This window comes from Kaistella yonginensis, assembly GCF_030409525.1.
GTDB lineage: Bacteria > Bacteroidota > Bacteroidia > Flavobacteriales > Weeksellaceae > Kaistella > Kaistella yonginensis.
The window spans coordinates 1-14,161 of the sequence record NZ_JAUFQB010000009.1 but is presented as its reverse complement, the minus strand read 5'-3'; the positions used below and the strand labels follow the sequence as shown (position 1 = coordinate 14,161).

Annotated in this window: 15 protein-coding genes; 4 read left to right on the top strand and 11 right to left on the bottom strand. The window is 35.4% G+C overall.

Going from position 1 to position 14,161, the window contains the following annotated elements; all coding sequences use genetic code 11:
• The first annotated feature begins 20 nt into the window (after window positions 1–20).
• Window positions 21–782 carry a helix-turn-helix domain-containing protein gene (locus tag QWY78_RS03325; protein ID WP_290216571.1) on the top strand — a complete coding sequence of 254 codons (762 nt, stop codon included), beginning with the start codon at window positions 21–23 and terminating at the stop codon, window positions 780–782.
• A gap of 120 nt (window positions 783–902) precedes the next feature.
• Here QWY78_RS03325 and QWY78_RS03320 read toward each other — a convergent pair whose 3' ends face one another.
• From QWY78_RS03320 to QWY78_RS03280, 9 genes are all read right to left on the bottom strand, one after another.
• Complete coding sequence (locus tag QWY78_RS03320) at window positions 903–2,960, bottom strand: FG-GAP-like repeat-containing protein (RefSeq protein WP_290216569.1); 2,058 nt, start codon at window positions 2,958–2,960, stop codon at window positions 903–905.
• Window positions 2,961–3,097: 137 nt separating this feature from the next.
• Complete coding sequence (locus QWY78_RS03315; protein WP_290216567.1) at window positions 3,098–3,490, bottom strand: response regulator; 393 nt, start codon at window positions 3,488–3,490, stop codon at window positions 3,098–3,100.
• Window positions 3,491–3,623: 133 nt separating this feature from the next.
• The gene (locus QWY78_RS03310; protein WP_290216565.1) at window positions 3,624–4,280 is read right to left on the bottom strand and encodes a response regulator; all 657 of its coding nucleotides are present in this window, start codon (window positions 4,278–4,280) and stop codon (window positions 3,624–3,626) included.
• Window positions 4,277–6,826 (bottom strand): tetratricopeptide repeat protein, encoded by a 2,550-nt coding sequence (locus tag QWY78_RS03305; RefSeq protein ID WP_290216563.1) that lies wholly within the window; start codon window positions 6,824–6,826, stop codon window positions 4,277–4,279. Before QWY78_RS03305 ends, QWY78_RS03310 begins: the two co-directional genes overlap by 4 nt.
• A 412-nt stretch (window positions 6,827–7,238) precedes the next feature.
• On the bottom strand, window positions 7,239–7,493 hold the full coding sequence (locus QWY78_RS03300) for a SemiSWEET transporter (protein WP_290216560.1): 255 nt from the start codon (window positions 7,491–7,493) through the stop codon (window positions 7,239–7,241).
• 212 nt (window positions 7,494–7,705) lie between these two features.
• Window positions 7,706–8,386, bottom strand: coding sequence for a type 1 glutamine amidotransferase domain-containing protein (locus tag QWY78_RS03295; protein WP_290216559.1), 681 nt, complete (start codon window positions 8,384–8,386; stop codon window positions 7,706–7,708).
• Window positions 8,387–8,440: 54 nt separating this feature from the next.
• On the bottom strand, window positions 8,441–9,601 hold the full coding sequence (locus QWY78_RS03290) for an iron-containing alcohol dehydrogenase (protein WP_290216557.1): 1,161 nt from the start codon (window positions 9,599–9,601) through the stop codon (window positions 8,441–8,443).
• A 79-nt stretch (window positions 9,602–9,680) separates the two neighbouring features.
• Complete coding sequence (locus QWY78_RS03285) at window positions 9,681–10,259, bottom strand: TetR/AcrR family transcriptional regulator (RefSeq protein WP_290216555.1); 579 nt, start codon at window positions 10,257–10,259, stop codon at window positions 9,681–9,683.
• Window positions 10,252–10,659 (bottom strand): DoxX-related protein, encoded by a 408-nt coding sequence (locus QWY78_RS03280; protein WP_290216553.1) that lies wholly within the window; start codon window positions 10,657–10,659, stop codon window positions 10,252–10,254. The genes QWY78_RS03285 and QWY78_RS03280 overlap by 8 nt, the downstream gene beginning before the upstream one ends.
• Before the next feature lie 269 nt (window positions 10,660–10,928).
• Between QWY78_RS03280 and QWY78_RS03275 the strand changes: the two genes are divergently transcribed.
• Together QWY78_RS03275 and QWY78_RS03270 are read left to right on the top strand one after the other, a co-directional pair.
• Window positions 10,929–11,372, top strand: a complete 444-nt coding sequence (locus QWY78_RS03275; RefSeq protein WP_290216552.1) for a DUF2147 domain-containing protein — start codon at window positions 10,929–10,931, stop codon at window positions 11,370–11,372.
• Between the two features lie 156 nt (window positions 11,373–11,528).
• On the top strand, window positions 11,529–12,512 hold the full coding sequence (locus QWY78_RS03270; RefSeq protein WP_290216551.1) for a hypothetical protein: 984 nt from the start codon (window positions 11,529–11,531) through the stop codon (window positions 12,510–12,512).
• Between the two features lie 42 nt (window positions 12,513–12,554).
• Here the strand turns inward: QWY78_RS03270 and QWY78_RS03265 are convergent, their stop codons facing one another.
• Window positions 12,555–12,977, bottom strand: a complete 423-nt coding sequence (locus QWY78_RS03265) for a lipocalin family protein (RefSeq protein WP_290216549.1) — start codon at window positions 12,975–12,977, stop codon at window positions 12,555–12,557.
• A 247-nt stretch (window positions 12,978–13,224) separates the two neighbouring features.
• A complete protein-coding gene (locus QWY78_RS03260) occupies window positions 13,225–13,449 on the bottom strand; it encodes a hypothetical protein (RefSeq protein ID WP_290216548.1) in 225 nt (74 codons plus the stop codon).
• Between the two features lie 394 nt (window positions 13,450–13,843).
• On the opposite strand from QWY78_RS03260, the gene QWY78_RS03255 reads away from it, so the two are divergent.
• The coding region (locus QWY78_RS03255) for an ISAon1 family transposase N-terminal region protein (protein ID WP_290216545.1) at window positions 13,844–14,161 on the top strand (318 nt) is incomplete at its 3' end.

The window sequence follows — 14,161 nt, the reverse complement described above, 5'->3', positions numbered from 1 at the left end:
TGTTGCTATAATTTATAGCAATGTCAATTTTATCAGAAAACATGCGGTATTTGAGAGGTCAGCAAAAATACGCGCAACAGAAAATCGCGGACGACCTTCTTATCACGCGCGGACGATACGCCAAATATGAAGATGGCTCCAGTGAACCGCCTATCGAAATCCTGATTCGCCTGTCCAAATACTACCGAATCAGCATTGATTTATTGGTGGGTTTAGACTTGAGGAAGTATTCCTTAGAAAAGATGATGAAGCTTCCCGATAACCGTACCATTCTTCCGATTACGGTGGATGAAAAAGGTGAAAATAAAATAGAAATTATTCCCGAAAAAGCCCAGATGGGTTATCTTCAGGGGTATAGCGACCCGGAATATATTGAAAAGTTGCAGACCATTTCCCTGCCCTTTTTACGCAATGGAAAATTTCGGGCTTTTCCGGCCAGCGGAGATTCCATGCCGCCTTTTAAAAATGGGACTTTTATCGTGGGTAAATATGTGGAAAATGCGAGTGATTTAAAGAAAGACAAAACGTATATTTTCATTACCCAAAATGAAGGCGTGGTGTATAAAAGATTTGAAAAGAAAACGGCCAGAAACATCACAGTGAATTCGGATAATCCGCTCTATAAACCTTATGAAATTAAACTTTCTGAGTTGGTAGAAATCTGGGAATATGCCTGCAGCATTAACACGGCAGAATTTGAAATGGAAAATTTGGATATGATGACGGTAAAGGAAATGTTTTTGAGCTTGAAGAAAGAGATTGATTTAATTAAAAAGAAATAGGAAGGATGAAGGGATTAATAAATAAAAAAACCTCTCCAATTATTTAAATAATTTGAGAGGTTTAAAATATGGTATTATTTAGATATACTGCTATAGTTGACCCAAATAAGTGAAGATGTATTATTTTGTAACAATCAACTTTTGTGTTGCTTTCCCGTTTTTATTTTCCAAGTAAATAATATATACTCCTTTTTCTAAAGAACCAAGATTCACCGACTTACTTTTTCCACTTTGTAACTCAACTTTCATGTTTTTAATTTGTTGACCTGCAAAGTTTACTACTTTCAAATCATATTGTCCCGTAAGAGCGGTTTTCACATAAACATTTCCATCGGAACGGGCAGGATTAGGATAAACTGAAAAAGATTTATTATTGATTTGTTCGTTAACGCCTAAGGAAGAGGATACCGAAACCATCCAAACCTGTTGATTTGTACCATTTTGTGCGGTAACATTAAAACCAACTGCTCCACTTGAAAAATCTACGGTTGAGGCTGAGGTTGGAACAACAGTTGCACCAGAAGAAAGCGTTATTACCGGTTTAAGTGTGGAAAGATTAGTACCATTAGGAACTTTCAGCGTAATGGTATGGGTTGCTTTATCAATTACAGCAGCTTCAGTTTGCTGATCAAGATTAAAAGTAAGAATATCTGTCTTAGCACTAGCTGCTTCTTCTAAAATTTTATAAATTTGGTTCACTACTGGATTTGTAATTACTTGCTGGATTCCTGAAGGCCAATTAATTTCAATTTTATCTATCGCAGTAGCAGTTCCGATACCAAATGTTTGCACTAAAGTACTACCTGTATATTCACCAGAGGTAGAAGAAACTTCGCGGGTCTGAACTTTTCCATCTGCATAACAATAAATACGGGCTCCAATAGCTGAGCGGTTGGAGACCACTCCTTCCAAACGTAAACTAATCCAATTATTACTGCCGCCATTATTTTTATATAATCCATGGATAAGGGTTGTAGAATAAGATGGAGTGAAGATATCCGGATACCCATCATTATTATAATCTGAAATAGTGGTGCAATAATCCCGAAGTGGAGTTAGCGTGGAGGCATCTGCTGTTTGATTGGTAAAAGTTTCATCGCCATTATTTCGATAAAGATAATTAAGACGAAGAGCAGTTCCTCCATTGTTTGAAACGGTAAGATCAAGGAAACCATCATTATCCATATCGAGCCAAGCTGATCCAAATGCTACTCCACCATCAGTAGAAGGGGCAGAATTGACGAGCTCAAAATCGCCTTTACCGATGTTTTTATACAAAAAATTATGTTTTATATCAGCAAAATTGTTAACCGTTAAATAAACATCCATCAATCCATCATTATTGAAATCACCCCATGAGCTACCCTGAGTCAAAGCGGCATCATTCGCAATGATAGAAGTTATATTTTTAGTAAAAGTGCCATCGCCGTTATTACGATAAAGACAGTTATTTTGTCCTGGTAAACCTGAATAAAAATAATTCACTACATATAAGTCTTGAAAACCATCATTATCATAATCTACCCAGTTGGCACTGTAGGTATTATAATTATCTGTTACCATATCTCCGGTCGTAATTTTAGTAAAAGTGCCATCACCATTATTATGGTACAATCGATTTGCTTGTAAAAAATTCGCTACATATAAATCTAAGTAACCATCATTATCATAATCTGCCCATGCTGCTCCTAAAGACCAATCTTGATCTGTCACAATATCACCTTCTAAAATCCGTGTAAAATTTCCGTTCCCATCATTTCGGTAAAGAAAATTACCCGCATCTATGCTTCCGCTATTGCCTGTATTGCAAATATATAAATCAATATTGCCATCATTATTATAATCACCCCAAACACATGCAACAGAAGGCCCAGTGGTGCTATAGATTACATTTTCAGTCTTTATGGTAAAGGTACCATCGCCATTATTCACTAATAAAGTTGTTTTATTGTCGGTGGTACCAACAATTAGCATGTCATCAAACCCATCATTATTATAATCAGCCCAAGATGCGCTGTACGTTTTCAAGCGGGTATCAACGAGCGTACCGGAAGTAACTTTTGAAAAATATTGTGCAGTCAATGGTTGTGTTATAAAAAATAAAAAGCTGACCATGAACAAACTACGCAACAGAGTGCTACGGGTGTTCTCAAACTGTAATAAGGAGTTTTTTTTCATAATAATTTTATTAATTAGGTTATAAAACATTGTAGATCATTAAATTTTATTAAGAAGATCTATATTGGCGAAGTTAATTTTTTTGTAAATGATGTGTAAGCGTATTTTTACGTGATTTGAAGTTTCTGTGTTGTATTTTATTTTAAAGGATAAGGAAAATATAACCCATCATTCATTACAGTATGGTACGCATCCATAAGTTCTTTGAGGCTTGGCGCTTTAAGAGCTAAACCTTTTACGCCAGCATTTTTAGCCTCTTGCACATATTTATCATCAGTAAACATGCTAAGGATTATAATGCGCAATGCTGGTTTTTTAGTAAGCGCAATTGTTGCAGTTTCGATTCCATTTCTATCGGGCATTCCACTATCCATGACCACCAGATCTGGAGAAAGAAAATTCAGATCCTCAATAAATTTAAAGCTGGTGTCTTTTTCGGTAATTTCAATTTCCTCGGGAATTTCTTGTAGCATCGTCAGTAAACTCTTCCGGAACGCAGCATGATGTGCCACAATTACGATTTTGGTCATAACTTATTTTGTAAAATATAAAATTAACGCAATAAGGTGACGTATTTATGCGTAAAAACACCTGTTTTGCATAAAAAAGCTTAGAAATTCAAAAGGAAAAAAATAAAAAAAAGAGCTTACAAAAGTGTTCTATTCAGACAATCACCAATTGATTTCTGATCGCATAAATCACCAGATCTACTACATTTCTTGTCGCTGTCTTAGAGATCAGGTTTGCACGATGCCCTTCTACGGTTCGCTTGCTTATAAATAATTTATCTGCAATTTCCTGACTAGTGAGCCCTTTGACAATATATTGTAACACATCAAGTTCTCGCTCGGTAAGTCGCTCATTTAAATCTTCTAGAAATTTTCCTGAAGCGTCTGCAGGGTCGAATTCTGCAATTTCGTCGAGTAATTGTGGAGAAAAGTAGGTCTTACCGCTGTTAACAGTATTTATTGCAAACTCCAGTTCAGCTTTCCCAATACTTTTCAGGATAAAACCACGTGCTCCTGCTTCTGCCATGAGGCGAAGATATTTCAGTTCGCTAAACATCGTGAGTGCCATTATTTTGAGATTAGGATATTTTTCGATTGCTTCTTTCGTTGCATCAGCACCGTTCATCATGGGCATTTTAATATCAATTAAAACTAGATCTGGATTCAGATCGGTAAGAAGTTCCAAAAATTGCTGGCCATTAGACGCCTCGCCAATCACTTTAAACTGACTGCATTCGTTGATCCTAAGGCGCAGTCCATTCAAAAAAATTGCATGATCGTCTACCAAAATTACTTTAATAATATCTGTCATTTTTTTAAGGAAGTATTAATTGTACGATGTTCGAGTTCTCCCGAAATTGCTACGGATATATATGTTCTGAAATATTGTCCTGGTACCGAATTAAATTTACAATATCCATTAATAGATTTTACGCGTGAAGTGATATTGGATAAGCCCAATCCTTTCGATGGTGATGAAAGCATCTTCTGGATATCACAACCAATACCATTGTCAGAATAAGTAATCTCCACTTGACCTTGAGTTTTTAAAAGTTCAATTTCTATTTTACTTGCTGAAGCGTGTTTAAGAGTATTATTAAGTAATTCTGAAATAATTCTATAAAAGGCAATTTCCGTTTGTTTGCGTAAAACCGGAAAATTTTGATCAATTTTGAGATCTACCGAAATAGAATTCATCTTATTAATCTTGTCAACATATACGCTCAGCGTTTCAATGAGTCCAAAGTCATTCAACAAATTTGGGGCAAGATTATTGGCAATTTCGCGCGTACTTTTTATAGATTCATACAGGATATCGTCCGTCATTTTAATAAATTCTTTTTGCTCTATCGGTTTCTCCATTCGGGCAGCAATAAGTTCCAGATAAATTTTTGCCGTAGATAATAGCGGTCCTAATCCATCATGCAAATCTTCTGAAAACCGCTGTCTCTCACGCTCTTCAGTTTCAATGGTATTCCGCAAAATATGCTGTTCCATTTGCTTCCTATAGGTTATATTGCGAACCACAACAATAAGTCCCTTTGATTTCCCATCTGAATCGCTGATTTTAGCAGTCCTCAATTCTCCTGAAAAAGTACTGCCATCTTTCCGCTGTAAAACAACATGCGTATCGCTGGTACTTTTTTCGGAACCTTGCGCTCTGAGGTTTTCCATTACTCTTAGTTGGTCAGTTTTCACAATCCATTCGTTAATATGCGTTCCGATAATTACCCTTTCATCGGAAATTCGGAAAAGCGTTCTACTTTGTTGGCTTGCAAAGACAATCAATCCATCCGCATTTATTTTGAAAACTGCGTCTGGTGAGGCGCTGATAAGCTTTCTATACCATTGCTCACTTTCAATTAAAGCGATTTCAGCAATTTTTCGTTCGGTTATATCCTGAATATTTCCCTGAACTAGTTTTATATTACCCGAATCGTCTTTTATTACTTCTGCAAATACACTTATATATTTTTCGATTGTTCCTGACTCAGTAATTCTGAAATCAAAAACAAGATGAGAATCGAATTCACTAAATTTCCTTCTGAGAATTTTAAGAATTTTGAGGCGGTCTTCTTCATGGGTACTGCGCAAAATTGCAACCCAATTCATATCACTATTCGTTCGCCCTAAAATAATAGGAAGTTCATCTGACCAGCTTAGCCGATTATTGACCAAATCCCAATCCCAGCTTCCAGACTTCCCAATACGCTGCGCTTCCGTAAGTTTTGATTGATTTACCAATAAATCATTGGTGCGTTTTTTTACTAAAATTTCCAGTTCGGAACTTAGTTTTTTCTTCACCCGAAACCGAAAAAAAAGAATGACGACCATTATCAGGATCAGAATAGAGAGGAAAATAAATGAATTCTTAATCGTTCTTTCTTTCGCAATTTGAAGTTTTTGTAAAGCATATTCTTTTTCCTTTCGCTCAGTTTCGTATTTCACCTGCATTTCGGCGATAGAATTGGTATTTTGATTGGTAAAAATAGCATCTTTGGTCGCTTCATATTTGTAAAAGTAATAATGGAACTGCTGATAATTTCCCACCGCGCTGTAATATTTAGTCATTGACCGATAACTAAAAAGCAATATATCCTGATTTTGTAAGGCTTCAGCTGCAGATAACGCTTCATTAAAATATTCAAATGCTTTCGAATATTTTTTCATCAATAAATAGGTTTCTCCAATCGAATTGGAGATGTAAGATATTTCCCATTTTCGACCCATTTCTTTATTGATTCGAAGTGCTTTTTCATCATATTCTAAAGACTTTTCATACGCGCCATTTTTTCGGTATAAGAGCGCTAGATTATTATAAGAAGTGCTAAGTGCAGGTGAATCATGCAGGTTTTCAAGTAAATCAACTGATTGATTTAAAAGTACATAAGCCGTATCTATTCGACCATTAGAACCATACAAACTACCCATGTTAATAAGAATCGATGCTTCTCTCTTTTTATCACCGAATTTTCGTGCAAGTGATAAAGAGCGTTTGTAAAACTTAAGTGCTTCCGAAACGTTATTAAGATTAAAATAAACATTGGCAATACTATTTAAGGTGTGCCCAATTTTATCAGAATCTGCCATTTTCTCTCTTATCTTCAGCGATTGGTATAAATAATCTAAAGATTTCTTGAAGTCGTTTGCGTAAAAATAGGCAATACCCAAATTTTGAAGCGCATCCCCTTTTTCTTTCTCCGATTTCATCTTTTTAGACAGCTCCAAAGCTTGTTTTGCATAGTACATGCTGCTGTCCGGAGAAACTTTCCGATATGAAATACTTAGGGAATTTAAAATTGAAAGTTGTTGCGTATAATCACCAGAATATTGGTCGAGTTCTTTTTTTAAGCTCACGATCACATTTTTAGAATTTGGTGGTTTTGCAAAAGAAAAGTTGATAACAACTAAAAAAAGCATTATCATCAAAACACGGAATCTGCACTTAATAAAAAAAAGTTTACAACTTCTATCACAATGGTAAATTGATATTTCAATATTACATAAAAAAGAGGCAACGCTCAAAATTTAATATAAAATTTGTTTTGTATTCCTAGAGAAGAGTAATCTAGTTGTTTGTTATATTGCCCAATTCAAAAGCTTCATTAAAAAAGTCGATAAGTTCCTATTGAAAAATTTTTTTTATAATTTAAAGTTTACAGATTGTGCTTTATTAATCTAAAAGTAAATAATTTTTACTAAAAAATGAGACCTCATTAAATTGAACTTAGAGGAACATTGTACCGAAAAAAAACAAATTAATTAAAATTTATTTCCGAAATTTAAAATAACAGATCAAAAGACAAATATTGACCAACACAGCAAATGCATTCGAAAGGATAATGGGAAGCTCGTCTTTGATAAAACCGTACCAAACCCACAAAGACAGTCCTGTAATCAAAAAAAGAATCATTAATAAAGACAGATCTTGTACGTCTTTTTCCTTTAAAACTTTGATGAGCTGCGGCAACATGGCTACCGAGGTAATTCCTCCTGCGACCAAACCTAAGATGTTTTCGTTCATGTTTGTTGATTAGTAAACGAATGTAAGAAAAGAATTGAAAAAAAATGAAATTCAAATCGAAAGAATAGTTTTGTAAGCCACTGTTAAAATCTGCCTAAAAAAAGAAAAATTCTTTTTGGCAGACCGTAAAGGATGAAAAATTTCTAATAAAAATTCCAAAATGAAAAATCAATTTGGAATTTTTGTATTTACGAATCGAATTTCGGTTAACTTTATTTCTGAAGTTGTGCCAATAATAACTCCGCAACTTTTTCAGAAGAAGCCGGGTTTTGACCCGTGATTAATAAACCGTCTTCTAATGCATATTCTTCAAAATCTCCTTTTTTGCTGTAGATTCCGCCGCTTTGTTTCAACATATCTTCTACGAGGAATGGAACAACATCGGTTAATTGTACCAAATCTTCTTCGGTATTGGTAAATCCGGTTACTTTTTTTCCTTTAACCAAAGGTTCACCGACTGAATTTTTAACATGTTTTAGAGCCGCAGGCGCATGACAAACAAAAGACACAGGTTTGTTGGAATTGTAGAAACTTTCGATCAGTTTTGCAGAGTCCGCACTTTCTGCCAAATCCCAAAGTGGTCCATGACCGCCCGGGTAAAATACAGCGTCGTAATCATCAGACGAAATCTCAGAAAGTTTATGCGTTTTACTTAATTTTTCCTGTAATGCATTGTCTGCTTTAAATCTAATGGTAGAGTCTGTTTGGTTTTCCGGTTTATCACTGGTTGGATCAATCGGTGGTTGACCGCCTTTTGGAGAAGCTAAAATAACATCAACTCCTTTATCAACCAAATAGTAATAAGGACTTGCGAATTCTTCAATCCAAAAGCCGGTTTTCTCGCCGGTGTTTCCCAATTCTGAATGGGAAGTAAGAACAAATAATATTTTCATAAAAATTTTTTTTTAATTTTTTAATTGTTAATTATCAATTTTTAATTGTTGTGCTTAATAACTCATCTCGATAATTTTCTGAGCGTCAGAAGGTGCAAGGGATTTATGTTCGCCAAGTCCCAGCCAACCTCTTTCGGTAAAACGTTTTGCCACGGTAGATCCGGTTTCTGAATAATCTTTAGTATACTCTGATAATTTAATATCAATTCCTAAAGATTTGAAAAATTCATCGGTTTTATTAATTCCTGCGTGGGCTCTTTCTTCTAAAGTTCCGTTGGTAATATTCCAAACGCGTTCTGCATATTGCGCTAATTTTTCTTTCTTGGTTTCAAAATTATAGCGGTAATGATTTCCGGCTAAAATGGCCAAAGTTCTGGCGTGATCGATGCCGTACATCGCTGTTAATTCGTGTCCCATGGAATGAATCGCCCAGTCTCCCGGAACGCCTTGTTGAATTAATCCGTTCAAAGCCAGGGTGCAACTCCACATGAAATTAGAAGCTGCCTGATAGTCGGATGCATCTTTCATAATGGCGGGAGCAACTTCAATTAAAGTTTGCATAATACTTTCCGCAAAACGATCCTGCAATTTTGCATCTACTGAATAGGTCATGTATTGCTCCATCACGTGGGTGAAAGCATCTGCAATTCCGTTCGCCAATTGACGTTGCGGAATCGATTTAATGACTTCTGGATCCAACACTGAAAATTGCGGGAACATTCCCGGTCCGCCAAATGCTAATTTTTCCTTGGTCTCTGCCCTTGTAATTACCGAACCTGAATTCATTTCTGAACCAGTAGCCGGAAGTGTTAAAACGGTTCCAAAAGGCAAACCTTCAGTCACCGGTTTTTTATTGGTCATTAAATCCCAGGGTGTTTCACCTTCGTACAAAGCGGCTGCTGATAAAAATTTAGTTCCGTCTATCACAGAACCGCCACCAACTGCTAAAAGATACGTGATGTTTTCTTTTTTAATGACTTTCAGCGCGTCTAATAAAACACTGTATTCTGGGTTGGCCGGAATGCCACCTAATTCGAGCACTTCAAAACCTGAAAGAGCTTTCTTTACTTGGTCGTAAATTCCGTTTTTCATTATACTTCCACCACCGTACAGCATTAATATTTTTGCGTTTGCCGGAATTTCTTTTGAAAGATTTTCTATTTGCCCTTTTCCAAACAATATCTTGGTTGGATTTCTGTACTTAAAATTGTTCATATTTTTATTTTATACTGTTTATATGATTCTAAATTTTATTATTATTAATGAATGTTCATTCTTTTTTATCGAGAAAAAATTACAATTTAATGGCGTCCCAGGCTACCTGAAACATTTTGTTTTTCACCTCCTGATCCAAACTAAAAATTTCCCGTTCCTGCATTTCCAATAAAAAAGATAAAGGATAGACGGTGTGTGAATATAAAATGTAATCAGAAAGCGGTTTTATAATCCCTTCTTTTTTTCCCCTTTCCCACAAATCCAGCAGCGGCTGTAGATTCTTCAAACCTTCTATTCTAATAGCTTCATCAATCATCCGACTGTTATCACACTGCGATAAAAAAGTTGATTCGCGTACTTGATTTAATTTGTAATTGGCAATATTGAACCAGATAATTTCAAAACCTTTTTTCACCGACATTTGCTCATCATAACCGTTGAAAGTACTTTTACTAAATGATTTCTTCACCTCTAAATAAAGACTATTAATCAAATCCTGCTTGTGTTCAAAATACAAATAGATGGTCGCAGGAGAAACGCCGGCAAGTTTTGCAATTTTAGACATCGGCGTATTGTGAAAACCATGATTGTTTACCAAAGTGAGCGTCGCATTAAGCAATGCACTTTTCTTATCGGTGATCTTTTCTTTTTTAAGCATTTTCTTTGTAGTGATTTTTCAATATTGAGGAAAACTGATAAGCATTCCAAGACAACCATATTAAGAGCAATTGAATCGCTAGTCGGATGTAAGCCAAAGTCGGACTTCCAATAATGGGTTCCATGCTGAAGGTATCTGCAATGTGAAGTGTTAAATAAATCACCATTAGAACAAAAACTCCCAACATTCCAAACTTGGTGTACTTATGATTTAAAAACAAAATCGCCAGACCCAGAAGCAATTCTACCAGTCCAGACAGATAAACCATCGTCATAGGAAAAGGCATAAAGGGCGGCACAAATGGCAGATAAAAATTTGGATTCCATAGATGCTGAACGCCTGCAACAATCATTAAGACTGCCAAAAGGATACTTACAATCACCCAAAATATTACTTTCATCTTATTTTTTTTATTTTGATAATACAAAGATACAAAAAAAAGAATGAACGTTCATTTTTAGCTGCTATGAAGCTCGCCTCATTCTTTTATATGCTAAAAATATTAATTGTTCACGGTTCATACTGAAGTGGTACGATTATCGCTCCCAAAAATGCGGTTCTTTATTTTGGACACTAAATCCAGTTGATGACTACTCTACCCTTTTGAAAGTATATAGCTACTTTAAAGGTGAACAAAAATTATTTCAAAAACTTTACGTTACAAAAATCATGATGGTTAAGTCCTCAATCTTTTTTCTATTACTCTTGTGCTGTACGCTAGGTGCCCAAACTAAAATGGATGATATTCTAGGAAACTGGGTGGCCACCGATAACAGTGTAAAGGTTAATATTTACAAAGACGGCGGAACATTTAAAGCTAAATTAATCTGGTACGACATCAATCTCGGAAGTGGTAAACCCATTCATGCAGCCGTAGACGGACGAAACCCAAACCACAATTTGAGAAATCGAAAAATAATCGGAATGGAAGTTTTGCAGGGACTGCACTTTAACGCTTCTACAAAAAGATGGGAAAAAGGCAAAATCTATGATGCCTCGAGTGGTAGAACTTGGGATTCTTATGCGCAAATAAGAGACGATGGTGAGTTAATTGTTCGCGGATATTGGAAATGGCAGTGGATTGGGAAAACCTTGCATTTCAAGCGCTATTAAAAATCAGAAATCAAAATTGAAAAGTTTTAGGTAGTACAGAAAGCGAAATCTTTAGATTCTTTTTTTTAATTTAGGTCTAAATCTATTCTAATTATTGAATCGAAGCGGGAGTTAATGGTTATCTTTGCAAAAAGTTATCTACTTAATTTTCTATTTATGTCTTTATCTCTCTTTAATCCTTTTACGGATTTGATTTTCGACGAGCAATTCTGCTTTCTTACAGGTGATTTAACCATCGAAAAAATGACGGTTTATCCACAATGGTTGATGGATCATTTTAAATTCGGGGAAGATCGAATTGAAATGATGGATAAATCAAAATTTTACACGTATGCTGATTTGCAATTACCGTGTTCACCCCGCGTAAAAGAAGCATTTGAATCCTTAGAGGTAAAAATTCAGGAAGCTTATAAAAAAGGCTATGAAGGCATGGCCACCCTTGATGAAGAAACTCTTTTCTTCTGGACAGGCAGAATGGTTTACGGCATGCTATATCATGAGATGCATAACGAGAGCAATCGAATGATGAAACAGCGTGAGCGTTTTGAACTTTCGCCGATGTTGCGCGAGCGTTTTGGAAATTTCCATTTGATGCTACAATCCATCATTGAACCGATTAATTTTGTTGGACAAAAACCGTGGACTATCGCCCTATTTCCGCTTAAATATTCTGCAGATATTTTCAGTTATCGTGATGATACTGTGAATTTATTATTCCAGTTTGGAGTCAATGGTTTTGGTATAATCGCCTGTTTACAAGATAATGGCGTGATTGGAGAAAAAGAAAAAGACCTGTTGGAAAAAATGAAAGGTGATGTTTTACATCCTGTTCAGTTTGAAGAATTGTTTGCAAGATTTCATTACTCAGATTATATATTACAGTACAAACCGGAATACATTATCGAAAACACTGCAGAGGGAATAACCATTGAAGCCCTGCCAATTATTGCCAATGCCAACAGACCTGTTTTCGGATTTTGGGACGATGAAACTTTTGCGCAGTTACTCACCAACTATTGGTCGGTTTACGGCATTCAAAGAAACGACATTATTCAGTTTCAAAAACCATTCTTAAGTTTTCTGGAAAATCCTTATACCAAAGATTTTGTAAAATCGGACGGAATTGATTTGCCTTTTTAGTTTTTTTGATGATAATATTACATTCAGATAAAAGTACCTGAATTACTTTCTAGTATCAATAAACTCGTAAGAATCAGCATTCATCTCGATACTGATGGCAATGGCTTTAAATTTCACTTGATTTGGGCCAAGAACGGTGTAATCGTAAGCATCAGTCTGACCAGACTCTTGATGAAATTCATAGAATTTTCCTTTTTCAATCCACCAATTACCCGTTTCAATGGTTTGTAGTACCTGACCATTTTGACTAAATTGAAAGTCTAAAGTAAAGGTTCCATCCGCTCTGCGATTCATTTCCCAATTTTTGTGAATCCCTTCAATCTGCTTGTCTTTTTCAGAACCAACCCAAACTCCCACAAGGCGATTATCTATTTTTTTGCCGGATGCAACTTGGGTTAGATAACTTGTACAGGCTGTTAATAAAACGAGCACTGCAAAGACGAACAGAAGGTTTTTAGTTTTCATAGATTGATATTTATTTGGGAATAAAAATAGTATTTTCTTTCTGTAAAAATGAACATTTTACAATTGAATACCTAAGAAAATTATGCTGGAAACATTTCACTTATAAACTACAGATGATTTACAACTTTTGAAGACTCGAAAACACAGATACTATACCTTAAACTGTTAAATTACGAAAATCAAATTGAGCATAAAAAAACAAATCGCCATTTTATAACGATATGTTTTTATTATTAGTAATTCATTTTTAAAACTCGTGGTCAGAAGCAGGATGCCCGCAACGACTTCTATTACAGATTCCAGGCGCACCTCCATATACATAAGAGCTACACGGACAAACATTGTACGTACAAGCGCCTTCTCCTTCTGGACGTGGTCTGTCTGCATTTGCTAATAAAATTTTTTCAGCTTCTAAGTTCAGTTCGAGAACTTTTTGTCTAATTTCTTTCAGTTGTTCTTCTGGTGTTTTCATGAGATAGTGTTTTTAGTTTTTATGATTAATTCAAGCGACTACTTGATTTTTTAAATTTAATTGACCATAACCCATTCAAAGGTATTAAATATTTAATTTAATCACAAAATTAGCGAGGGCTTTTTTTGTTTAATTTTTTTTTTCGGCACTCTTTTTTGCTTCAGTCACTGCTTTCAGAATGTGAAATCATACTTCGGGTCTTTTTTAAAATTCCGAATTTGACTTGTTGATTCGCCTCAATTATTAGACGGCAGAAAATTCGATGCTATTACTTCCGGCATTTTACAGTTGACGAGGAAAAATTGGGATTGCGAGAAGCTAGAGATTTTAAGTTAAAAGATGGATCAATCTCAAAACTTGGGGAGAAAATAAAATGAATGAGTAAATTTGCGTTATGCTAAACGAAACTGAAGTCCTGAAATTACTCCTCCCAGAGTTCCTAATAAACCATTTTGATATTGTAAATTTCGCAGAAGAAAATAAGATTTTGCATATGTATTTTGAAGAAAAAAGTGCGATTCCCCAAGAATTTTCCTCGCTAATGTTGCAGTCGAAAGGATTTTTACCAGAGATTACGGTAGATGATTTTCCGCTTCGAGGCAAATCTGTGAAGCTTCACATCAAAAGAAGAAGATGGACAGACAAAAATTCTGGAAAAATACTTCAAAGAGATTGGAATCTCATCGCCAAAGGAACTCGCATGACAACAGAT

Excerpts from the sequence above, each read along its gene's own strand:
- QWY78_RS03285 (WP_290216555.1), bottom strand. The coding sequence starts at position 10,259 with ATGCTTAAAAAAGAAAAGATCACCGATAAGAAAAGTGCATTGCTTAAT.
- QWY78_RS03325 (WP_290216571.1), top strand. The coding sequence starts at position 21 with ATGTCAATTTTATCAGAAAACATGCGGTATTTGAGAGGTCAGCAAAAA.
- QWY78_RS03265 (WP_290216549.1), bottom strand. The coding sequence starts at position 12,977 with ATGAAAACTAAAAACCTTCTGTTCGTCTTTGCAGTGCTCGTTTTATTA.
- QWY78_RS03300 (WP_290216560.1), bottom strand. The coding sequence starts at position 7,493 with ATGAACGAAAACATCTTAGGTTTGGTCGCAGGAGGAATTACCTCGGTA.
- QWY78_RS03310 (WP_290216565.1), bottom strand. The coding sequence starts at position 4,280 with ATGACAGATATTATTAAAGTAATTTTGGTAGACGATCATGCAATTTTT.
- QWY78_RS03290 (WP_290216557.1), bottom strand. The coding sequence starts at position 9,601 with ATGAACAATTTTAAGTACAGAAATCCAACCAAGATATTGTTTGGAAAA.
- QWY78_RS03280 (WP_290216553.1), bottom strand. The coding sequence starts at position 10,659 with ATGAAAGTAATATTTTGGGTGATTGTAAGTATCCTTTTGGCAGTCTTA.
- QWY78_RS03270 (WP_290216551.1), top strand. The coding sequence starts at position 11,529 with ATGTCTTTATCTCTCTTTAATCCTTTTACGGATTTGATTTTCGACGAG.
- QWY78_RS03315 (WP_290216567.1), bottom strand. The coding sequence starts at position 3,490 with ATGACCAAAATCGTAATTGTGGCACATCATGCTGCGTTCCGGAAGAGT.
- QWY78_RS03275 (WP_290216552.1), top strand. The coding sequence starts at position 10,929 with ATGATGGTTAAGTCCTCAATCTTTTTTCTATTACTCTTGTGCTGTACG.
- QWY78_RS03320 (WP_290216569.1), bottom strand. The coding sequence starts at position 2,960 with ATGAAAAAAAACTCCTTATTACAGTTTGAGAACACCCGTAGCACTCTG.
- QWY78_RS03260 (WP_290216548.1), bottom strand. The coding sequence starts at position 13,449 with ATGAAAACACCAGAAGAACAACTGAAAGAAATTAGACAAAAAGTTCTC.
- QWY78_RS03295 (WP_290216559.1), bottom strand. The coding sequence starts at position 8,386 with ATGAAAATATTATTTGTTCTTACTTCCCATTCAGAATTGGGAAACACC.